This window comes from Azospirillum oleiclasticum (assembly GCF_013423485.1).
Lineage (GTDB): Bacteria > Pseudomonadota > Alphaproteobacteria > Azospirillales > Azospirillaceae > Azospirillum > Azospirillum oleiclasticum.
This window is the reverse complement of record NZ_JABFFR010000069.1, coordinates 1-21,982: the sequence shown is the minus strand read 5'-3', so window position 1 is coordinate 21,982 and position 21,982 is coordinate 1. Positions and strand designations below refer to the sequence as shown.

Annotated in this window: 21 protein-coding genes; 16 read left to right on the top strand and 5 right to left on the bottom strand. The window is 68.0% G+C overall.

Annotated elements, in window-relative coordinates:
• Window positions 1–37 precede the first annotated feature (37 nt).
• The 3 genes from HL658_RS35430 to ptsP are packed head-to-tail and all read left to right on the top strand — an operon-like array spanning window position 38 to window position 2,514.
• On the top strand, window positions 38–439 hold the full coding sequence (locus HL658_RS35430) for a PTS sugar transporter subunit IIA (RefSeq protein ID WP_180286849.1): 402 nt from the start codon (window positions 38–40) through the stop codon (window positions 437–439).
• Between the two features lie 4 nt (window positions 440–443).
• Complete coding sequence (locus tag HL658_RS35425) at window positions 444–749, top strand: HPr family phosphocarrier protein (RefSeq protein ID WP_180286848.1); 306 nt, start codon at window positions 444–446, stop codon at window positions 747–749.
• On the top strand, window positions 739–2,514 hold the full coding sequence (ptsP, locus tag HL658_RS35420) for a phosphoenolpyruvate--protein phosphotransferase (RefSeq protein ID WP_180286847.1): 1,776 nt from the start codon (window positions 739–741) through the stop codon (window positions 2,512–2,514). Before HL658_RS35425 ends, ptsP begins: the two co-directional genes overlap by 11 nt.
• Here ptsP and HL658_RS35415 read toward each other — a convergent pair.
• Window positions 2,498–2,689: a hypothetical protein gene (locus HL658_RS35415; protein WP_180286846.1), complete on the bottom strand. Its 192-nt coding sequence runs from the start codon at window positions 2,687–2,689 to the stop codon at window positions 2,498–2,500. The genes ptsP and HL658_RS35415 overlap by 17 nt on opposite strands.
• A 214-nt stretch (window positions 2,690–2,903) precedes the next feature.
• Here HL658_RS35415 and ahcY point away from each other — a divergent pair, with 214 nt between their 5' ends.
• From ahcY to HL658_RS35390, 5 genes are all read left to right on the top strand, one after another.
• Window positions 2,904–4,220 carry an adenosylhomocysteinase gene (gene ahcY, locus HL658_RS35410; protein ID WP_180286845.1) on the top strand — a complete coding sequence of 439 codons (1,317 nt, stop codon included), beginning with the start codon at window positions 2,904–2,906 and terminating at the stop codon, window positions 4,218–4,220.
• 85 nt (window positions 4,221–4,305) lie between these two features.
• Window positions 4,306–4,869 (top strand): transcription elongation factor GreB, encoded by a 564-nt coding sequence (gene greB / locus HL658_RS35405; RefSeq protein ID WP_180286844.1) that lies wholly within the window; start codon window positions 4,306–4,308, stop codon window positions 4,867–4,869.
• A 415-nt stretch (window positions 4,870–5,284) separates the two neighbouring features.
• Window positions 5,285–5,809, top strand: coding sequence for a hypothetical protein (locus HL658_RS35400; protein WP_180286843.1), 525 nt, complete (start codon window positions 5,285–5,287; stop codon window positions 5,807–5,809).
• Window positions 5,810–5,871: 62 nt separating this feature from the next.
• Window positions 5,872–7,836: a TonB-dependent receptor plug domain-containing protein gene (locus HL658_RS35395; protein WP_180286842.1), complete on the top strand. Its 1,965-nt coding sequence runs from the start codon at window positions 5,872–5,874 to the stop codon at window positions 7,834–7,836.
• 119 nt (window positions 7,837–7,955) lie between these two features.
• The gene (locus HL658_RS35390) at window positions 7,956–9,674 is read left to right on the top strand and encodes a methyl-accepting chemotaxis protein (protein WP_180286841.1); all 1,719 of its coding nucleotides are present in this window, start codon (window positions 7,956–7,958) and stop codon (window positions 9,672–9,674) included.
• A gap of 23 nt (window positions 9,675–9,697) precedes the next feature.
• Here the strand turns inward: HL658_RS35390 and HL658_RS35385 are convergent, their stop codons facing one another.
• The 4 genes from HL658_RS35385 to HL658_RS35370 form a co-directional block, all read right to left on the bottom strand.
• Entirely contained in the window at window positions 9,698–10,285 is a 588-nt protein-coding gene (locus tag HL658_RS35385) for a hypothetical protein (RefSeq protein ID WP_180286840.1), read from the bottom strand.
• Between the two features lie 92 nt (window positions 10,286–10,377).
• Entirely contained in the window at window positions 10,378–10,815 is a 438-nt protein-coding gene (locus HL658_RS35380) for a PRC-barrel domain-containing protein (protein WP_180286839.1), read from the bottom strand.
• 92 nt (window positions 10,816–10,907) lie between these two features.
• Window positions 10,908–11,069 carry a hypothetical protein gene (locus HL658_RS35375; protein WP_180286838.1) on the bottom strand — a complete coding sequence of 54 codons (162 nt, stop codon included), beginning with the start codon at window positions 11,067–11,069 and terminating at the stop codon, window positions 10,908–10,910.
• Window positions 11,070–11,177: 108 nt separating this feature from the next.
• Window positions 11,178–13,637, bottom strand: a complete 2,460-nt coding sequence (locus HL658_RS35370; RefSeq protein WP_180286837.1) for a methyl-accepting chemotaxis protein — start codon at window positions 13,635–13,637, stop codon at window positions 11,178–11,180.
• A 314-nt stretch (window positions 13,638–13,951) separates the two neighbouring features.
• Between HL658_RS35370 and HL658_RS35365 the strand changes: the two genes are divergently transcribed.
• The 8 genes from HL658_RS35365 (at window position 13,952) to HL658_RS35330 (ending at window position 21,857) form a co-directional block, all read left to right on the top strand.
• Entirely contained in the window at window positions 13,952–15,751 is a 1,800-nt protein-coding gene (locus HL658_RS35365; RefSeq protein ID WP_246338294.1) for an ABCB family ABC transporter ATP-binding protein/permease, read from the top strand.
• A complete protein-coding gene (locus tag HL658_RS35360) occupies window positions 15,748–16,326 on the top strand; it encodes a biliverdin-producing heme oxygenase (protein WP_180286835.1) in 579 nt (192 codons plus the stop codon). The genes HL658_RS35365 and HL658_RS35360 overlap by 4 nt, the downstream gene beginning before the upstream one ends.
• A gap of 54 nt (window positions 16,327–16,380) precedes the next feature.
• Window positions 16,381–17,385: a methylmalonyl Co-A mutase-associated GTPase MeaB gene (gene meaB, locus HL658_RS35355; protein WP_180286834.1), complete on the top strand. Its 1,005-nt coding sequence runs from the start codon at window positions 16,381–16,383 to the stop codon at window positions 17,383–17,385.
• Between the two features lie 213 nt (window positions 17,386–17,598).
• Window positions 17,599–18,225 carry a phasin family protein gene (locus HL658_RS35350; RefSeq protein ID WP_180286833.1) on the top strand — a complete coding sequence of 209 codons (627 nt, stop codon included), beginning with the start codon at window positions 17,599–17,601 and terminating at the stop codon, window positions 18,223–18,225.
• 138 nt (window positions 18,226–18,363) lie between these two features.
• On the top strand, window positions 18,364–18,657 hold the full coding sequence (gene rpmB / locus HL658_RS35345) for a 50S ribosomal protein L28 (protein WP_180286832.1): 294 nt from the start codon (window positions 18,364–18,366) through the stop codon (window positions 18,655–18,657).
• 49 nt (window positions 18,658–18,706) lie between these two features.
• Window positions 18,707–19,492, top strand: a complete 786-nt coding sequence (locus HL658_RS35340; protein ID WP_180286831.1) for a queuosine precursor transporter — start codon at window positions 18,707–18,709, stop codon at window positions 19,490–19,492.
• On the top strand, window positions 19,485–20,684 hold the full coding sequence (tgt, locus tag HL658_RS35335) for a tRNA guanosine(34) transglycosylase Tgt (protein ID WP_180286830.1): 1,200 nt from the start codon (window positions 19,485–19,487) through the stop codon (window positions 20,682–20,684). Before HL658_RS35340 ends, tgt begins: the two co-directional genes overlap by 8 nt.
• A gap of 147 nt (window positions 20,685–20,831) precedes the next feature.
• Complete coding sequence (locus HL658_RS35330; RefSeq protein WP_180286829.1) at window positions 20,832–21,857, top strand: ParA family protein; 1,026 nt, start codon at window positions 20,832–20,834, stop codon at window positions 21,855–21,857.
• Window positions 21,858–21,982 lie beyond the last annotated feature (125 nt).

Genomic DNA, 21,982 nt, shown 5'->3' with positions numbered 1-21,982 from the left:
GGCTATCCCCTAGAGTGTTCAGGATGAAGGGTTCGCGATGATCGGCTTGGTTCTTGTGACCCACGGGCGTCTTGCGGAAGAGTTCATCGCCGCCCTGGAGCACGTCGTGGGCGAACAGCAGCAGGTGCGCGCCGTCTGCATCGGCCCGGAAGACGACATGGAGCAACGGCGCCAGGACATCCTCAACTCCGTGGCGGAGGTGGATGACGGCTCCGGGGTGGTCGTGCTGACCGACATGTTCGGCGGCACCCCGTCGAATCTCGCCATCTCCATCATGGACAAGGCGAAGGTCGAGGTGATCGCGGGCGTCAACCTGCCCATGCTGATCAAGCTGGCCAGCGTACGGGTGAACGAGCGGCTGGCCGACGCGGTCAACGCCGCGCGCGAGGCCGGGCAGAAATACATCAACGTGGCCTCCTCCCTCCTCTCGGACGGCTGACAGCATGACCACGGGCGACACCAGCGCTTCCGGCGGTCAGCCGGAGGCGGGACAGACCGTCATCATCCGCAACCAGCGCGGCCTGCACGCCCGCGCGGCGGCGAAATTCGTGAAGCTGGCCGGCCGGTTCGACGCCGCGGTCGAGGTGCGGCGGGGCGACACCGAGGTGTCGGGCCTGTCGATCATGGGTCTCATGATGCTGGCCGCCGGCCCCGGCACCTCGGTGGAGCTGCGCGCCCGCGGCGCCGAGGCCGAAGCCGCCGTCGCCGCACTCGCCGACCTCATCCTGCGCAAGTTCGATGAAGACTGACGCCGAACCGCTCGGACCCGGACGCGTCTTCCGCGGCCTGCCGGTGTCGCCCGGCATCGCCATCGGCCCCGCCCACATCGTCGATCACGCCGCGGTCAGTGTGCCGGAATACCGGCTGCCGCCCGACCAGCGCGCCGACGAGCTGGCGCGCTTCCACGAGGCGGCCGTCAAGGCCCGCCGGCAGATCCGCAAGCTGAAGACCAAGGCGCTGGTGCTGCCCGGCTCCGCGTCGGAGGAGGTGGGCTTCCTGCTCGACGCCCACCTCGCCATGGTCACCAACTCCCGCCTGACGCGCGGGGTGGAAGCGCGCATCCGCGAGCACGGGATCAACGCCGAGGCCGCCATCCAGGCCGAGCTGGACACCATCGCCCAGACCTTCGCCGGCATGGGCGACGCCTATCTGGCCGCCCGCATGACCGACGTGCGCGAGGTCGGCCGGCGGCTGATCCGCAACCTGATGCGGCACGAGTACAAGGCCTTCTCCATGCTGGAGCCGGGCACGGTGATCCTGGCGGAGGAGCTGACCCCCGCCGACACGGCGCTGCTCGATCCCCGCAAGGTGGCCGGTTTCGCCACCGTGCTGGGCGGGGCGGAGGGGCACACCGCGATCATGGCGCGCTCGCTGGGGCTGCCGGCGGTGCTGGGCGCCGCCGGGCTGCTGGCCGGCGAGGTGCGCAACGGGCTGACGGTCATCGTCGACGGGGTCCAGGGGCGCGTCCACATCGACCCGACCCCGGAGCTGCTGGAGGAGTACCGGCACCGGCAGGCCGAGCGGGAGCGCGAACGCGAGCAGCTCAAGTGTCTGCGCAGCCTGCCCCCCGTCACCAGGGATGGCACCGCCATCGCCATCCAGGCCAACCTGGAGCTGCCGCGCGACCTGGAGCAGGCGCTCGACCAGGCGGCGGAGGGAATCGGGCTGCTGCGCACCGAGTTCCTGTTCATGAACCGCGACGACCTGCCCGACGAGGACGAGCAGTACGACATCCTGCGCCCGATCGTGGAGGGCATGGGCGGCCGTCTGGTGACCGCCCGCACCATGGACGTGGGCGGCGAGAAGCTGGCCGGCTGGATGGTCGGCCGCTACGGGGAACCGACCAACCCAGCGCTCGGCCTGCGCGCCATCCGGCTCGGCCTGCGCGAGCCGCGGCTGCTGGAAACCCAGCTCGCCGCCATGCTGCGGGCCGGTGCGCACGGGCCGTTGCGCATCCTGCTGCCGATGATCACGTCCGTCACCGAGGTGCAGACGGTTCGGGAGATGATGCTGGCGGTCGCCCGCCGCCTGCGCCGCCGCGGTGTCCGCATCGCCGACCCGCTGCCGCCGCTGGGGGTGATGATCGAGGTGCCGGGTGCCGCGCTCTCCGCCGACGCGCTGACCCGGGCGGTGGATTTCTTCTCCATCGGCACCAACGACCTGACCCAGTACACGCTGGCCATCGACCGCGGCGACGAGCAGGTGGCGTCGCTCTACGACCCGCTGCACCCGGCGGTGCTGCGGCTGATCCAGTTCGCGGTGGAGGCGGCGCTGCGCGCCGGCATCCCGGTCGGGGTGTGCGGGGAGATGGCGGGCGATCCGCGCTACACCGCCCTGCTGCTGGGGCTGGGCGTGCGCGAGCTGTCGATGGCGCCGCCGAGCATCCCCGTGGTGAAACGCCGCATCCGCACGCTGGATCTGGTGGAGGCCACGCGTCGCGCCCGCGTCATCATGGACCAGCACGACGGCGGTCGCATCGCAGCATTGCTCGACGACTTCAACGCGATGGCGTAGGGGCGGCGGCCAGCCGGCAGACATCCGGCCCGCCATTCCGCCAGGGCACTGGCCGGGGCTGCGCCGAGCCCCGCAGCGTCGCGCGGGCGGCGTTGTCGTTGCCGGAGGCGCGCCGCAGCCGGCGCAACTCGCGCTCGTCCAGGATCGGCAGCATCCACGCGTTGAGCCACGCCATCGTCCGCTCTCCAGCTTCGCACAGCCTCGGCGCCTCTATAGCATAACAGCGTAACTGTTACGAGTCTTCACAGACTGCCGCGCGCTCAGGCCGCAGCGCCAAATACATAAAGATATCTTTATGCTTGCATGAAGGCAGTGGCGCTGGTAAACCCTGCCCGTCCGCAGCCATGGCTGCGCCCCCGTTTTCGACCGCCCGCGAGGAGACCGCCCGCATGCCCGCATCCGCATTCACCGACTACAAGGTCAAGGACATCAGCCTCGCCGGATGGGGCCGCAAGGAGATCACCATCGCCGAGACGGAGATGCCGGGCCTGATGGCGCTGCGCGCGGAGTACGGCGAGTCCAAGCCGCTGGCCGGTGCGCGCATCGTCGGCTGCCTGCACATGACCATCCAGACCGCGGTGCTGATCGAGACGCTGACGGCGCTGGGCGCCACCGTGCGCTGGTCGTCCTGCAACATCTTCTCCACCCAGGACCACGCCGCGTCGGCCATCGCCGCCGCCGGCATCCCGGTCTTCGCCTGGAAGGGCGAGACGGAGGAGGAGTTCTGGTGGTGCATCGAGCAGACGCTGCGCGGTCCCGCCGAGGGTCCCTATGCCGGCTGGACCCCGAACATGATCCTGGACGATGGCGGCGACGTCACCCAGATCATGCACGACAAGTACCCGGAGATGCTGGACACCGTCCGCGGCCTGTCGGAGGAGACCACCACTGGCGTGCACCGCCTGTATGAGATGATGAAGGCCGGCACGCTGAAGGTGCCCGCCATCAACGTCAACGACAGCGTCACCAAGTCGAAGTTCGACAACCTGTACGGCTGCCGCGAGTCGCTGGTCGACGGCATCAAGCGCGCCACCGACGTGATGATGGCGGGCAAGGTCGCGGTGGTCTGCGGCTACGGCGACGTCGGCAAGGGCTCGGCCGCCTCGCTGCGCTCGCAGGGTGCGCGCGTGATGGTCACCGAGATCGACCCGATCAACGCGCTCCAGGCGGCGATGGAAGGCTACCAGGTGGTGACCATGGACGATGCCGCCCCGCTGGGCGACATCTTCGTCACCGCCACCGGCAACGTGGACGTCATCACGCTCGACCACATGCGGGCGATGAAGGACCGGGCCATCGTCTGCAACATCGGCCACTTCGACAGCGAGATCCAGATCGACAGCCTGCGCAATTATGTGTGGGACGAGGTGAAGCCGCAGGTGGACGAGGTCGTGTTCCCCGACGGCAAGCGCCTGATCGTGCTGGCCAAGGGCCGTCTGGTCAATCTGGGCTGCGCCACCGGCCACCCCAGCTTCGTGATGAGCGCCAGCTTCACCAACCAGGTGCTGGCCCAGATCGAGCTGTGGAACAACGCCGAGAAGTACGAGCGCAAGGTCTACGTCCTGCCCAAGCACCTGGACGAGAAGGTCGCCCGCCTGCATCTCGACAAGATCGGCGCCAAGCTGACCACCCTGACCGAGAAGCAGTCCAGCTACATCGGCGTCAGCGCCGAGGGCCCGTTCAAGCCGGACCACTACCGCTACTGATCCGCGGCGGAGATTCTGCTGTGCGAAGGGCCGCCTCCGGGCGGCCCTTTTGCGTTAGGATCGACCGCGGAGGAACGGAACGACCATGAGCAAGGCCTTCACCAAGGAAAACGACGACCGCGACGACGATGACGGCGGCGGGGAGCTGCCGCCGATCCCCAAGGGCACCAAGAACTACATCACGCCGGCCGGCTTCGCGCGGCTGCAGGACGAGTTGAAGCAGCTCCTGCGCGTGGAACGGCCGCGGGTGGTGGAGGTGGTGTCCTGGGCCGCCGGCAACGGCGACCGGTCGGAGAACGGCGACTACATCTATGGCAAGAAGCGACTGCGCGAGATCGACCGCCGCATCCGCTTCCTGACCAAGCGGCTGGAGGCCGCCGAGGTGGTCGACCCCGACCGGCAGACCCGGCGCGACCAGGTCTTCTTCGGCGCCACCGTCACCTACGCGCGCGAGGACGGCAGCGAGCACACCGTCACCATCGTCGGCATCGACGAGACCGACACCGACCAGGGGCGGGTGAGCTGGATTTCCCCGGTGGCGCGGGCGCTGCTGAAGGCCCGCGAGGGCGACGTGGTGGAGCTTCGCACGCCCCAGGGCCCCGAGTCGCTGGAGGTGGTGGCCATCGCCTACCCCACCCGATCCGTATAGGTCCTTGGTATCGTTAACCCATCCCGGCGCCACCATCGCCGCCGGGCCCATCGCGCGGACCAGCCGGGAGCCACCTTTGGTTGCCCGGCTTTTTGTTGACCTTTTCGATAACGCGCATTTCCCGGCCATTTTCCGCCCGAAAGCAGCCATACGCCCGTATGCGGCAATATTGTTCTCGGCGTGGATAACGATACACCCACGCCATAAAAACAGTATTTCTGACATACGGTAGCATTCATGTTCACTGAAAAAACAAACAGAACAAAACATTACACAAGAAGTTAACCAACTATTGACACGGGATGGCACAATTCCGCAAACATTTCAAAAATTTTACCTGGGTGTTGACGTCCGTTTTCCGATTCACTTATTGAAGATGGACAGTCAACAACTACTCTTTTGGCGACCATCCCCCATGAACAAGGTGCTCGGAGTTGCGGCGGCGATGGCGCTGTTCGCAATACCCCCCGCCTTTGCCGACGTGACGGCGAAGGATGTCCAGGTCATCGGCCGCAGCCTTGGCTTCCTGACGGAGAAACCGTCCGGGCGGCTGACGGTCGCCATCATCCACGCCCCCGCGGTGCCCGAATCCCAGAAGGAGGCGGAAGGTCTGAAGGGCCTGCTGGGTGACGGACTCGCCGCCGGCGCCGTGACGCTGGTGCCAGCGTTGGTCCCGGCGGACACGCTGGCCGGGCTGGAGACGGCCGGGGTGGCTTTCGTCACCACCGGGCTCGGCCCCCGTCATGAGGCCATCTTCGAGGCCACCAAGGGGCGCCGCATGCTGTCGGTGACCACCGACCCGACCTGCATGAAGGCCGCCAAATGCGTGATGTCGGTCAAAGCCGAACCCAAGGTGGAGATCATCGTGAGCAAGGCCGCCGCCGACGCCTCCCAGGTCGCCTTCCAACCGGCCTTCCGGATGATGATCACCGAGCAGTGATCGCGCCCCGACCGTCCCCAACCACCGCCTTCCGCACCCGCCGGTCCGTTCCGAGGTTCGACATGTCGCAGATTCTCCGCCGCTCCGTTTCCCTGGCCGCCTTGATGGCGGCGCTGATTCCCGCCGCCACGCCGCGTGGCGCCGCCGCTCAGAGCATCGATTACGGCTCCCTCGAACAGCTTTTCGGCGAGCCCGTCACCACCTCGGCCACCGGCAAGCCGCAGCGCGTCAGCGAGGCTCCGGTCGCCATGGAAATCATCACCGCCGATGAAATCCGGCGCACGGGTGCCGCCAACATCCCCGACGTCCTCCAGCGCGTCGTCGGGGCGGATGTCGCCCGCTGGGGCATGGCGTCCGCCGACATCGGCATCCGCGGCTACAACTCCCCGCGCAACCCGCGCCTGCTGGTGCTGGTGAACGGACGGCAGGTCTACGCCGACCACCACGGCTTCACGCCCTGGCACGCGATTCCGGTCGAAATGGCGGAAATCCGGCAGATCGAGGTGGTCAAGGGGCCCAACACCGCGCTGTTCGGCTTCAACGCGGTCGGCGGCGTGGTCAACATCGTCACCTTCAACCCGCTGTCCGACAGCGTCAACAACGTGACCGTCCGCACGGGAACGCAGGGGTACAAGGAGGTGTCGGGCGTCGGCACCATCAAGCTCGGTGACCGCGGGGGCATCCGCGTCTCGGCCGGCGGCTACAACACCGACGAGTACGAGACGCCGGTCCGCACCGCCGAGCGCGCCTACCGCACCGGCCCGCGGCGCCGCTCCTTCAGCGCGGATGGTCTCGTCCAGGTGACCGAGAACATCCAGATCGGGGCCGAGGTGACGAAGGTCCACACCGAACAGAGCGAAATGACCTTCGGGTACCAGCTCTTCCCGAGCAACTACGACATCCTGTCCACCAAGCTCTCGCTCGCCGCCAACACCGCCCTCGGCTTGATCGAGGCGAAGGTGTACCGGAACCAGCTTGATGTGAACCTGGCCCTTGGCATCGATTACAACAACGTGGTGACGGTCGCCCAGGTCCAGGATCTTTTCAAGATCGGCACCGATCACAGCTTCCGCCTCTCCGCCGAGTTCCGCCGCAACGAACTCGACAGCACCCCGGTGCGCAACGGCAAGGTGTCCTACGACGTCTACTCCGGCGGTGCCATGTGGGATTGGGCGATCAACGACAAGCTGTCGCTGGTCAACGCGGGCCGCATCGATTACCTGAGCCTGGGTCGCGAGGGCACCTTCGCTGGCCCGTCCCCCTACACCAACGAGGATTACGACCGCAGCCTGACCGAGTTCAGCTTCAACAGCGGCATCGTCTACCGGGCGACCGATGTGGATACGCTGCGGCTGTCCGCCGCACGCGGCATCCAGGTGCCGACGATGAACGAGCTTTCCGTGCTCACCTCGAATGGCACCACCGGGACCTACGGCAACCCGCGTATCAACCCGTCCATCGTGATGAACTACGAGATCGGCTACGACCGGCGGATCGACCAGATCAACGGCGGGCTGCGGACGTCCGTCTACTACCAGACGAATTCGGACCTCAAGTCCTACACCCGGCGCGTCAACTCGCTGGTCAGCATCTACGACAACATCGGCGATTCCAAGGCGGTCGGGATCGAGGCCCAGTTGAAGGGCCGCATCGGGACCGACTGGAACTGGAAGGTCGGCTATGCCTTCGAACGGGTCAACGACGATCTGACCCAGCAGACCAACTACAACTTCGAAGACAGCACCCCGCGCCACAAGGTTTCGGCTGAGCTCGGCTACACGAATGGTCCCTTCGAAGCCAACCTCTACGGCATGTATGTCTCGGAGGTCGAGATGCTGCGCACCGGTTCGACGACCCTGGTCAAGGTGCCGGACTACCTTTATCTGGCAGGCCGCGTCGGTTACCGGATCACCGAGAACGTTCAGGCGGCGGTCACCGGCTTCAACATCACGCAGGCCGAATCCCGTTTGACCTCCGGACCGGCCGAAGAGCAACGGCTCCTGTTCTCCCTGTCCGCCAGCTTCTGATCCAGACGTCGGCATCCACCGAGAGCGGCCCCCACCGAGGGCGGCCTCCTTCCGGTGGATTAGCCGCGCGCCGGCCCGCCGCGTGCACCGGCACATCGCACCGCTTTGAGGATGGTATCATGACGCGCTCCACCGCCTTGCTGGCCAACCTTTCCTTTTCGATCAAGTTCGCCCTGGCCCCGCTTCTCGCGGTGATCATGATCGCCGGGGTCGCCTATGTCGGCGTGTCGGGGTTGGACCGGCAGGTCCGCACCACGCGCGACATCGTCGATCTCGACCTCAAGCGGGCGACCGAGCTGGAGGCCGTCGCCGGTCGCGTGCAGCGGGCCAACGGCACGTTGTTCCGGCTGATGACGAACCAGGCCGGCGGTGTGGCGGGCGGCAATCTCGCGGCGGAGATTGCCACCCTCGGCGGCGACGTTGACCGGCTGATCGCCGACCTGGACGCGATCAAGAGCACTCTGAGCGACCAGGCGCAGGTCAGTGCGATCGGCGAGGTCACCAAGGAACTGACGACCTACAAGGGGGCGGTGGAGTTCGTCGGCTCGATGATGGAGATCGACTTCGCCAGCACCGTGTCCTTCCTGCAGCCCTTCACCGCCAACTTCGAGCGCATGAGCCGGCTGATCCAGGAGCTGGTCGACAGCATGGTGGCGGAATCGGATGCCCGTGCCCGGCAAGCGGCGGCGGAGGCCGGCCGCACCGAGCAGGTCTTCCTCGGCGTCGTCGTCGCCGCGGTGACGCTGACGCTGGGCTTCGCCATCGGGCTGGGCCGGGCGACGGCCGGTTCCGTGCGGCGCATCGCCGACGCCACCCACGGGCTGGCGGAGGGCAACCGCGCCATCGACGTGGCGGCACTGCGCCGCCGCGACGAGCTGGGCGCCATCGTCGAGTCGCTGGCGGTCTTCCGCGACGCCATGGAGGCCACCGACCGCATGAAGGCCGAGCAGGAGGCGATGATGGCGCAGGCCGAGGTCGCCAAGCGCAAGGCCCTGGACGACATGGCGCGGCTGTTCGAGACCGACGTGCAGTCGGTCATCGACGGGCTGATCCGTGCGTCCGCCGATATGCGGGGGTCGGCCGACCGCATGGCGCGCACCGCCGACGAGACCAGCCGGCAGACCGAGGTGGTCGTGCGCGCCACCGACGAGGCGACCGCCAGCGTCAACGACGCCGCCGGAGCCGCCGAGCAGATGGCGTCGTCCATCTCCGAGATCGCGCGGCAGGTCGGCACCTCCGCCGAGGTGGCCCGCTCCGCCGTGCAGGAGGTCAACCGCACCAACGACACGGTGGAGGGGCTGAACCGCGCCGCCGCCAAGATCGGCGAGGTGATCGGCCTGATCGGCGCCATCGCCAGCCAGACCAATCTGCTGGCGCTGAACGCCACGATCGAGGCGGCGCGGGCGGGTGAAGCCGGTAAGGGCTTCGCCGTGGTCGCCTCGGAGGTCAAGAACCTCGCCAGCCAGACCGCCAAGGCTACCGAGGACATCGCCCAGCAGGTCGCCGCCATCCAGGGATCGACCGGCACGGCGGTGACCGCCATCCAGGGCGTCGGCCGCACCATCGCCCGCATGAACGAGATCTCGTCCGCCGTGGCCGCCGCGGTCGATGAGCAGAACGCCGTCACCGCCGAGATCGCCCGCGCCGTGCAGACGGCGTCCGGGCGCACGCAGCAGGTGTCGGCCACGGTCGGCGAGTTCTCGGTCGCCGCCGCGGAGACCGGGCGCGCCGCGGCGGCCATCCAGTCCACGACCGAGACGCTGACCGGCAACGCCCACGCGCTGCAGGACTCGGTGCGCCAGTTCCTGGGCCGCGTGCGCGGCAGCAACGCCGCCTGACCAACGCCGCCTGATGCACGGCGTCAGCGCATGACGATGCCGGCGAGATCCTTGCGGATTCCGGCATCGAGCCGGGCGTTCAGATCCTCGGCCATCGACCGCGTCATCTCCTGCAGGGTGGCCTCGCGGTCGGCCAGTGTGATGTTCTCCGGCACGGTGGTGGAGGTGGTGACGGCGGCCCGGGTGAAGCCGCGGAAGGCAGTGTCGCCCGGCACCTCGCCGGTCACCTCCACCTCGATGCGGCCGTCGTAGCGCTGCGCCTGCTGGGTGGTGAAGAAACCCTGCACACCGCCGGTGCGCGGCAGCTGCGTCTCCACGACCGTGGCGTCCTTGATGACCACGCGGACACGCCCCTGAAGCCCGCCGGCCTGCAACCGTTCCGCGGCCCAGCGACGCACCGCCTCGGCCGGCGGAACCGGGATGCGGCCATCGACGGACGCGGCACCGCCCGCACGCCGCTGGTCCACCACGTCCACCGTCGCGACGTTCAGCACGATCGGTGCGAAATTCGCGAAGTTGACGGGACGGACCGGCGGACGCGGCGGTGCGCTCTGGCAGGCGGTCAGCACGAGAGCGGCCACGGCGGCCAGGAGGACGGGACGGACGGGCATGACGGCTCCGGTCGGGCGGGTTCGGGGGGCGGACTTTACCGCCAAGCTCCCCGCCCTTCCAGAGCCGCCCCGCGTGCCGTCACCCCATGCCGTTACTGGGTGCGCTGCTGCCGGTTCAGCGAGGTCATGCTGTTGTCGTACCGGAACTCCGGCAGGCCGTCGATCTGGGCGGAGGTCATCTCCGTCGTCACGATGGAGTTGCGGTCGCTGGCCCAGCGCAGCGGCTCGGCGTCGAGCGCCACGGTCTTGCCGCCCATCCCCAGGGTCTGGCCGGTGGACACGATGAGGCGGTAGGCCTGCCCGTTCTGGTTCAGCAGCACATCCTCGACCTCGCCGACGGTGCGGCCGTCGCTGCCGATGACGGACTTGCCCAGCATCTGCTGGGGCGTCAGCGCCGCCAGCGTGGTGCTGTCCGCCCGCGACACCGGGTTGGAGGCCGTCGATCCGCCGGTCCACTCGCTCACCTGCGCGCAGCCGGCCGTTCCCAGGAGCAGCAGGGCCGAAGCGCCGACCACCATCAAGCGTCGCATGGCATACCTCCAAAACGTTGGTCCAAACGTTGGTTTGGTATGCCCACAACAGCGCAGCCGCGCCCGCGTTGCGGCCCGGCCGGCGATTTCGCTCAGCGGATGGGGGAGGTCACGACATCCACCGTGGTGGTCACGGCGCTGGCGGTGACATCGACCGCGGTGCCCACGAGGCTGGCGGCCCCACCGACGGCACCGCAGGCGGAGAGCAGCAGCAGTGCGAGCAGCAGCGGGACAGAAGCTGGGACCGGCCGCATGGCAATCGCCTCGGGTCTGGTGGATCGGACGTCGATCGAGCAGAACACGGGGTGGTTGCCCAAAGGTTAATTGGGGAACCCCGCCCCCCGAAGAGGGCGGGGACCCGATCAGAACTCCGTCCAGTCGTCGTCCGCCTCCGCCGCCGCCCGCTTGAGGACGCCGACCTTCGGGGCCGCCTCGTGGGCGGTCGCCGAAGCCGCCTTCGCCGGGCGGGGCACGGCGCGCGCCGGCTGGACCGCGGGCTTGCGCACGGCCGGACGCGCCGCCGCGGCGGCACCGGCGGCCGGCCGGGGCTGCGTCACCTGGGATGGGGCCGCCCCGGCCCGGCGCGCCAGCTTGAAGAAGGAGACATGCTCCTTGAGATCGCCGGCCTGCCCGGCCATGGCCTGGGCAGCGGCGGTCGCCTCCTCCACCAGTGCGGCGTTCTTCTGGGTCATCTCGTCCATCTGGGCGATGGTGGCGTTGATCTCGTCGAGCGCCGTCGCCTGTTCGGTGGACGCGGACGCCATCTCGGCGATCAGCGCGGCGACCTGCTGCACGCCATCGACAATGCCATTCAGCGCATCGCCGGCGCTCTTGACCAGCTCCACGCCGTCGCGCACCTGCCCGTCGCTGTCCAGGATCAGCGCCTTGATCTCCTTGGACGCCTGGGCGGAGCGCTGGGCGAGCTGGCGGACCTCCTGCGCCACCACCGCGAAGCCACGGCCCGCGTCACCGGCCCGCGCAGCCTCCACCGCGGCGTTGAGCGCCAGCAGGTTGGTCTGGAAGGCGATCTCGTCGATCACGCCGATGATGTCGGTGATCTTGCGGGACGCCGACTCGATCCGCTTCATCGCCGCGATGGCCGAGCCGGCCACCCCGCCGCCATTCTCCGCCGCCTTGCGGGCGTCGGCCGCCATGCGGTTGGCGCGCTGGGCGTTCTCGGCGTTGGAGCGGACGGTGGCGCCCAGCTCCTCCATGCTGGCCGCCGTCTCCTCCAGGCTGGACGCCTGCTGCTCGGTGCGGTCGGCGAGATCGCTGGAGCCGGCCGACACCTCGGCCGAGGCCGAGGCGATGGTGTCGGCCGCCGTGGTGATCTGGCCGACGATCTCCGCCAGCTTGGCGGAGGTGGCGTTGACGTCGTCCTTCACCCTCTGGAAGGCGCCCTGGTAGTCGCGGGCCACCCGCTTGTCGAGGTCGCCGGCGGCGAGCGCGGACAGCACCTCGCCGAGGTCGGTGATAACGTTGGCGACGGTGTCGGTCAGCCGGTTGATGCCCTCCGCCATGGTCCGGTAGAAGCCGTCCTTGCCGGCGAGGTCGAGCCGGCGCGACAGATCGCCGCGGGACACGCCGTCGATCAGGGCGGCGATCTCCTCGCCGATGGCGCGCTCGCGGGCGCGCTGGGCCTCGTCGGCGCGGCGCTCGGCTTCCAGCCGTTCCGCCTCGGCATCCGCCATGCGCTTCTTCTCGATGGCGTTCTCCTTGAACACCAGCACCGATTTCGCCATCTCGCCGATCTCGTCGCGGTCGGCGGTCGCCGGCACATCGACGGCCAGGTCACCGCCGGCCAGCCGCTGCATGGCCGACGTCATGCCCTGCACCGGCCGCACGATGCTGCGCGACACCGCGAAGGCCAGGAAGATGCCGAGCACGATCACCACCGACGCGACCGTCAGGTCGCCGGTGCGTCCCGCCGCCATCTCCGCCGAGGTCGTGGACAGCAGATCGGTGCGGGCCGCGGATTGCAGGTCGATTGTGCGGTCGGCGAGCTGCGCGAATTCCTCCGCCTCGGGCACCATGACATCGCTGACGAGTCGGTCGGCGTCGAACACCGCCGCCGACACCGCGATGAAGGCCTGCAGGTAGCGCTCGGCGATCTGGTCGGCCTCGGCCGCCAGCGCCTTGCGCTCCGGGTTGTGCAGGCGCTCGGCCAGCCGGCCGATGACGGTGTTGAAGGCGGCGTTGCGGGTCTTGACCTCGTCGGCGGCCTTCTCGGACGGGCTCGCCAGGAAACGCATGTTGCCGATGCGGGACAGCATCAGCCTCTCCTGGGCCTGGCCGGCCAGCGCGGCCGCCTCGAAATCGCCGTCGGCCATGGCGGTTTCGATGATCCGGGTCAGGTTTTGGCGCGCCTTCTGCCCCATGACGTTGAGCTGCTTTTCGACCAGCTCGTCCCGCCGCGCGCGCAGGACCACCAGCTTGTCGAAATTGGTGCTGTACGCGTCGAAGACCCGTTGCATGCGATCCAGGTTGGCCCGCCGTTCGGCGTTCGTGGTGGCGGCGACCGCGTCGCGCATGGTGGTGCGCAGCCGTTCCTGCAGCTTGCGCACCTGCGCCACCGAATCCTGGCTGCCGGTGTGGATGAAGCCCACGACATTGCGGCGCATGTCCGACACGTCACGGCCGAGCTCCGCGATGCGCAGCGAGTTGTCGGAGATCGACGCGTAGCGGTCGAACCCTGTCTGCGCGCTGCCCAGCGCCAGATAGCCGATGGCAGCCACCACCGTCAGCAGCGCCAGGATCAGCCCGAACCCGGTGTAGATGCGGGTGCCGACCTTGAACCGGCCGGAGAAACTCGATTCCTGCATGACTCGTCCATCCCGCGGAAAACTGGCGATGCGCCGACGGCGCGCCCGGAGGAGGTTACGCCGCAATCGTTGCGGGAGTGTTCACCATCGTCGTAAATCTTCTGTTACCTTCCGGTCGGGCGGACGATCGGCCGCATGACAGGGCAGCGAGGATCGCGGCTTACTTCCGGCCGAGGAACGCACCACGTCATCGCTGCACGTCGCCCCGACCCACCGCCCGCTCCCCCGCCACCCGCTCCACCGCCATGACGACCGACAGCACCGCCCCGATCGCGCCCACGGACACCCCGCCAGTCCAGCCCCGCATCGGCGAGATGCGCGCCCTGCGCACGCTGCTTCCTCATCTGTGGCCCGCCGGCGACGTGGAGACGCGGGTGCGCGTGGTGGTGGCCCTGCTGTTCCTGGTGATCGCCAAGGCGGCCACCGTCTACACCCCGCTCCTCTACAAGCAGGCCATCGACGCCCTGTCGCTGCCGGTGGACGCGCTGACCGTCCCGGTCGGCCTGATCCTGGCCTATGGGCTGGCGCGCGTGCTGTCGCTGGCCTTCGGCGAGCTGCGCGACGCCATTTTCGTGAAGGTGGAGCAGGGCGCCATCCGCAAGTCGGCCCTGTCGGTCTTCCAGCATCTGCACGCGCTGTCGCTGCGCTTTCACCTGGAGCGCCAGACCGGCGGCCTGTCGCGCTCGCTGGAGCGGGGCACACGGGCGATCCAGACGATCCTGTCCTATTCCTTGTTCAGCATCGTGCCGACCATCGTGGAGATCCTGCTGGTCACCGCGATCCTGGCCCACATGCTGGGGATCTCCTACGCGCTGGTGACGCTGGCGACGGTGGCGGCCTACATCGTCTACACCTTCACCGTGTCGGAATGGCGGACCCAGTTCCGGCGCGAGATGAACGACACCGACGGCAAGGCCAACACCAAGGCCATCGACAGCCTGCTGAACTACGAGACGGTCAAGTATTTCGGCAACGAGGCGCACGAGGCGCGCCGCTACGACGAGGCGCTGCGCGCCTACGAGCGCGCCGCCGTCCGCAGCGAGCAGAGCCTGGCCCTGCTCAACGTCGGGCAGAGCGCCATCATCGCCGTCGGGCTGACGCTCGTGATGTTCATGGCCGGGCGCGGCATCGTCGCCGGGGAGCTGACGCTGGGCGACTTCGTGCTGGTCAACACCTACCTGCTGCAGCTCTACCAGCCCCTCAACTTCTTCGGCATGGTCTACCGCGAGATCAAGCAGGCGCTGGCCGACATGGAGGCGATGTTCACGCTGCTGTCGGTGGAGCGCGAGGTGGCGGACGCCGCCGGCGCCCCGGCGTTGGCGGTGACCGGCGGCGAGCTGCGCTTCGAGGACGTGTCCTTCGGCTACGACCCGCGCCGGCCGATCCTGAAGGGGGTGTCCTTCACCGTCCCGGCGGGCCGCACGGTCGCCATCGTCGGGCCGTCGGGGGCGGGCAAATCCACCATCAGCCGGCTTCTGTTCCGCTTCTACGACGTGTCGGGCGGGCGCATCCTGATCGACGGGCAGGATCTGCGCGGCGTGACCCAGTCCAGCCTGCGCGGGGCCATCGGCATCGTTCCGCAGGACACGGTGCTGTTCAACGACACCGTCTTCTACAACATCGCCTACGGCCGCCCCGGTGCGGCCCCGTCGGAGGTGGAGCGTGCGGCACGGCTGGCCCACATCCACGACTTCATCATGGCGCTGCCGGACGGCTACCAGTCCACCGTGGGCGAACGCGGGTTGAAGCTGTCGGGCGGCGAGAAGCAGCGCGTCGCCATCGCCCGCACCATCCTGAAGGACCCGTCGATCCTGCTGTTCGACGAGGCGACCTCGGCGCTCGACACCCACACCGAACGCGAGATCCAGGCCAACCTGCGGCAGATCAGCGAGGGGCGGACGACGCTGGTCATCGCCCACCGCCTCTCGACGGTCATCGACGCCGACGAGATCCTCGTGCTGGAGCAGGGGCGCATCGTCGAGCGCGGCCGGCACACCGAGCTGCTGGCGCTGGGCGGTTCCTACGCCGCGCTGTGGGCGCGTCAGCAGGAATCGGCGCAGAGCGGCCAGGGCCGCGGCCCCGACCCCGTGGCCGACGTGCTGGTGCCGGTGTGACTCCGGCCGACGGTACCGCCCGGCGCACCCTGCGCCGGGTGACCGCGGCGGTGCACGAGCGTCTGCACCACCACCGGCTGCTGGCGCCGCTGACCGCGCCGGACCTGACCGTGGGTCAATACCGCGACGCGCTGGCCGCCCTGCACGGCTTCCACGCGCCGGTGGAACGGCGTCTCGCGATGCACGGCCCGGCGGAGACCGCCCGGCTGGAACGGCTGGCGCGGGATCTGGAAGCGCTCGGGGCCGATCCTGCCGCCCTGCCGGAGGTGGAGTCCCTGCCCGATCTGTCCGCACCGCCGGCGCGGCTCGCCGCGCGTTATGTGCTGGACGGTTCGGCCCATGGCGGCCGGGCGATGTTGCCGGGCGTGCGCCGCGCGTTGGGGGATCGGGCGGAGACGGCCACCGCCTTCCTCGCCGACGATCGCCCCGAACTACCGCGCCGCTGGACCGCCCTGCTCGCCCGGCTGGAGGCGGAGCTGGCCGAGCCCGCGGCGCTCACGGTCGCGGCGGCGACTGCGGAGGCGCTGTTCGCCGCGCTGGAACGCTGGCTCGACACCCGCGCGGCGGCCCGCTGACGCAGCCGGCGACCGCCCCTTTATCCGGAGCCGCCCGCCCGCTAGGGTGGCGCCATGACGACGCCCTCCCCCGCCGATCCCCGCACCCCTGCCCTTGGCCTCGCCGACGCCGTGCGCCAGGGCGATCGCCGCGCGCTGGCGCGCGCCATCACCCTGATCGAATCGACACGCCCCGACCACCGGGCGCAGGCGGAGGCGCTGCTGGACGCGCTGCTGCCGCACACCGGCAACTCCGTGCGCGTCGGCATCTCCGGCGTGCCGGGGGTGGGCAAGTCCACCTTCATCGAGGCGTTCGGGCTGCACGTCATCGGGCTTGGCCACAAGGTGGCGGTGCTGGCGATCGACCCCTCGTCGCAGCGCACGGGCGGTTCGATCCTCGGCGACAAGACCCGAATGGTGGAGCTGTCGCGCAACGCCGGCGCCTTCATCCGCCCGTCCCCCGCCGGCGCCACCCTGGGCGGGGTGGCGCGCCGCACGCGCGAGGCGATGCTGGTGTGCGAGGCGGCCGGCTTCGACGTGATCGTGGTGGAGACGGTGGGCGTCGGCCAGTCGGAAACCGCGGTCGCCGACATGGTGGACCTGTTCCTGCTGCTGCTGCTGCCGGCTGGCGGCGACGAGCTGCAGGGCATCAAGAAGGGCATCGTCGAGCTGGCCGACCTCGTCGTCGTCAACAAGGCCGACGGCGATCTGGTCGCTGCCGCCCGTCACGCGGTCGCCGAGTACCGCCACGCGCTGGCCTTCCTGAAGCCGGCGGTGCCGGACTGGCGGGTGCCGGTGCTGTCCTGCTCGGCCGCCACCAACAGCGGCATCGATGCGGTGTGGGCCACCATCGGCGAGCACCGCGCCGTCGGCGAGCGCAGCGGCGCCCGTGACGCCCGGCGCGCCGAGCAGGCCGGCGCCTGGCTGTGGTCGGAAATCCGGGAGACGCTCATCGACGCCTTCCGCGCCCATCCCGCCGTGCGCACCGCGCTGCCGGAGCTGGAGGGCCGCGTGCGCGGTGGCTCACTGGTGCCGACCGCCGCCGCCCGCAGCCTGCTGGAACGGTTCCGCGGCGGCTGAGGATATTGCGTCGCACAAAATCCTGTTGCACCGCGGCATCGCCCCCCTTAATTGTTTAGAAGGGGCGAATACGGTGCTGTCCGTCGGCGGCGCTCCCGATCGCCCGACCGGCGTCTCCCGCAAGGTCCTTGCCGTGGAGCGCCCGCTGGAATCGCCCGACCGGTGTCGGCGAGCCGCGCCGCCGCAGCAACCGCCGACTTGGGGGAGATCGCGATGAACGCCAATCTGATGGGCCTTTACGAGACCATGGGCACGCTCGCCAAGGCGAACGCCCGCACCGCCGTCACCCGCTCCGCGCGCGTCGCCGGGGTGGCGAAGGAGGGCCAGCGCCTGCTGCTCGACGGCATGACCGCCCAGTTCGGCCACACCGCCAGCCTGATGGGCGCCCTGGCCAAGGCCCGCACGCCGGCCGACGTGGCGGCCCTGCAGCGCAGCTTCGTGGAGGCCGCCACGGCCCGCGCCGCCGAGGACATGAAGGCGTTCCTCGCCCTGTCCGGCAAGCTGGTGGCCGAGGTCGCCGCCAAGGACGCCGCGGCCGCGGCGGAGGCTGTCGCCGAAGCCGTGCCCGAGCCCGCCCCGGTTGCGGTCGAAGCGCCGGTCGCGGTCGATGCACCGGTCGCGGTCGATGCGCCGATGACGGTTGCCGAAGCCGCCGCCCCCACCGTGGACGAGCCGGCCCCCGTGGCGGATGCGCCCGCGGTCGAAGCCCCGGTCGCCGAAGCCGCCGCTCGCGATGCGGCGGTCGAAACCCCGGTCGAAGCCGCCAAGCCCGCCGCGAAGCCGGCGGCCCGCCGCAAGGCCCCGGCCAAGGCCGCCGCGGAAACCCCCGCCGCCGAGTGACCGGGAACGGGACGACGTTACCGTCTCGAGACGGTAACGTCGCTTGACGGGCGCATCCGCGTTCGACTATAAACCCGGCTCTTTCGGGCGGATTGCCGCCCGGAAACCGGCTTTCATTTGCGATAAAGGATCACTCCGATGGCTCGTCGCTGCTCGGTGACCGGCAAGGGCACCCAGTTCGGCAACAACGTCAGCCACGCGAACAACAAGACGCGTCGCCGCTTCCAGCCGAACCTGCAGGAGACCTCGATGCTGAGCGATGCGCTCGGCCGCATGGTGCGCCTGCGCCTGTCCACCAACGCCATCCGCTCGATCGAGCACAAGGGCGGTCTGGACTCCTTCCTGCTCGACGCCCGCGAGGACGTGCTGAGCATCGAGGCGCGCCGCCTGAAGCGCCTGATCGCGAAGAAGACGGAACAGGCCGCCGCCTGATCCGCGTGCGGGGGACGGCCGCGTCCCCCGGCCGGCCCGAGGGACTCCGATGAGCCTGTCTCCCGACGCCCTCGTCGCCCTTCTGAACGCGTTGCCTCCCGAAGCCGTGTTGGTGCTGGAAGCGGTCCTCTGCTTCTCGGCCATTCTCGGCATGGCGCGCTGGTTCGGGGCGGCGGGGCTTTACGCGTACATCGTCGTCGCGATCCTCGGCGCCAACATCCAGGTGCTGAAGGCAGTGCAGTTCTCGCTGTACGGCCACCCGGTGGCGCTCGGCACCATCCTCTTCGCCTCCACCTATCTGGCGACCGACATCCTGGCCGAGCATTACGGCCGGGCAGCGGCCCAGCGCGGGGTGATGATCGGCTTCGCCGCGTTCCTGCTGTGGACGGCGGTGACGGTGCTGACGCTGGGCTACGCGCCGCTGACCCCGGCGCAGGCGGGCGAGGACATGGCCTGGGCGCTGCCCATGCAGGAGCATCTGACCGCGCTGTTCACGCCGGTGCCGGCGCTGTTCGCGGCGGGCATGATCTCCTACCTGATCAGCCAGACGCACGACGTGTGGGCCTTCCACCGCATCCGCGCGTTGACCGGCACGCGGCATCTGTGGCTGCGCAACAACGCATCCACCATCGTGTCGTCGCTGATCGACAACATCGTGTTCAGCGTGCTGGCCTGGGTGGTGTTCGCGGCCGATCCGATCGGGTGGGAGCCGCTGGTCTTCACCTACATCCTCGGCACCTACTGGCTGCGGCTGGCGGTGGCGCTGGCCGACACGCCCTTCATGTATCTCGCGCGCTACGCGGTGAAGGACGCACCGGCCACGGCCTATGCCTGACCATGTCCAGTACGGGCCGGCTTTCGGCTTCGAGATCAAGGCGCGCCTGCCGGATTCGCGGGCGCGCCTTGGCCGTTTGTCGACGCCGCACGGCGCCATCGAAACGCCGGCCTTCATCTTCTGCGGCACCAAGGCCACGGTGAAGGGCGTCACGCCCGCGCAACTGTGCGAAGCGGACACCCAGATCATCCTGTCCAACACCTACCATCTGATGATCCAGCCGGGCGCCGACCTCGTCGCGTCCATGGGCGGACTGCACCGCTTCATGGACTGGGACGGGCCGATGCTGACCGACTCGGGTGGATTCCAGATCTTCTCCATGGGCCACGGTTCGGTGGCGGACGAGATCAAGGGCCGGCGCCAGCAGACCCGCGACCAGACCCTGCTGAAGGTCACGGAGGAGGGTGCGACCTTCCGCTCCTACCTCGACGGCTCCAAGCTGTTTCTGTCGCCGGAGGGGTCCATCGACATCCAGCGCAAGCTGGGCGCCGACCTGATCGTGCAGTTGGACGAGTGCACGCCCTTCCACGCCGACCGTGCCTACACCGCCCGCTCCATGCGGATGAGCCACCGCTGGGGCGACCGCTGCATCGAGCGGTTCGTCCAGGGCGAGGACGGGCCGATGGCCGGCAAACAGGCGCTCTACGGCATCGTCCAGGGCGGCGTCCATCCCGACCTGCGGGAGGAGAGCACCGCCTACACCCGCGACCGCCCGTTCTTCGGCACCGCCATCGGCGGCTCCCTGGGTTCCCACAAGGACCAGATGTACGAGGTGGTGGCGATGTGCGCGCCGCACATCCACCCCGACCGCCCCGTGCATCTGCTGGGCATCGGCGGCATCGTGGATGTGTTCGCCGGGGTCGAGCTTGGCATCGACACCTTCGACTGCGTCTCCCCCACCCGCATCGCCCGGCACGGCTGGGCGCTGGCCGCCGGTGTGCCGGCCAACCGGCTGAACCTGCGCAACGCCCGCTTCCGCCAGGATCCGGGGCCGCTGGAGGATGGGTGCGACTGCTACACCTGCCGCCGCTTCAGCCGCGCCTACGTCCACCATCTGCTGAAGGCCGACGAGCTGCTGGGCGCCCAGCTCGTCAGCATCCACAACATCGCCGTGATGAACCGCCTGATGCGCGAGATCCGCGAAGGGCTGGCGGCGGGCGACCTCGCGAGCGTGAAGGCAAGGTGGCTGTAAGGTAATTGGCGCCTTGGGGTGTGTCGAGGCTTCGCTCGTCAAGGACGCAACGACTGCGCCAGTCCTCAAAGGACATTGACATGTCTGAAACGGACATCATAATGTCCGCTGCGATCAGCGTCGCCCCCGAGACGTATGGAGTTGGCCATGCCTAAATCTTTTATATTTTGGAACAACAAAGGCGGTACGGGAAAAACAAGTCTAGCTTTTCAAGCAATATGTGAATTCGCTAACCTCAACTCCAAGAAACGCATCCTAGTAATTGATGTATGCCCCCAAGCAAATCTCTCAGAACTTCTTCTAGGAGGTCTTGAAGGTGATGGCGGCGGGAATTTGCTAAAAGTACAAGGGAAGACCCCGCGCGCTACTGTCGGCGGGTACTTTCAGATGCGCCTACCTTCACCCTATACAGTTGGCACTATTGCAACTTCTGACTTTTTGTCAGTACCGTATGAGTATAATTCCGCAATTCCGAGAAACATTACTCTTTTCGCCGGTGATCCCCTTCTCGAGCTGCAAGCTAATTCAATGTCGACGCTTGCCAATAACCAAATTCCAGGAACAAACACATGGGTAATGGTGATTAGTTGGCTAAGGGACTTTGTAGCGGCAACGGGAAATAGATTCGACTATATATTTCTAGACGCAAATCCAAGCTTCTCAATCTATACTCAAATTGCGATGGCTGTTGCTGAGAAAGTTATCTTCCCCGTTATGGCCGATGATTCATCGCGCCGCGCAATTCAGAATGCATTTTCTCTTATCTATGGGCTCAAACTTCCGAGCGAAATATATGCACAGCATATGTTTGCTACTCGCATGGAGTCCGCAGGATTGACGCTTCCAAAGGCACATCTCATCGTGAAGAATAGGATCACACAGTACATGGGAGCAGCATCCGGATATCGAGCGGTTTTGTCGAGTATTGATGATGATATCGAAGGAATCATACGAGATAATCCTCGTTATCTGAATTTTTCAGCATTGAAGGACGGAGTTCTGGAAATTCGAGACTTTCAGACAACTGGCGTTGTCGCTTTCGCTCGCGGTACGCCATTCTTTGCGCTGAAGCCGGGAAAACGCTCTGTCGGCGGGCGACGAATTACAATTGAAGCCAAGCAAATTACTGACCGAAGGGATGAGATTTCAAACCTGGCCAAACGGCTCGTGTGACAGAAGAACTTGAAATCAAGGTGTAGTTCTATCACGGTGAGCCGAGAATGTTAACTCGGCTCACCACCAATCAGATTTATTCAGCACTTATAAGTGTCCGTCCGGGAAGTGGCTGAGTCGGATCA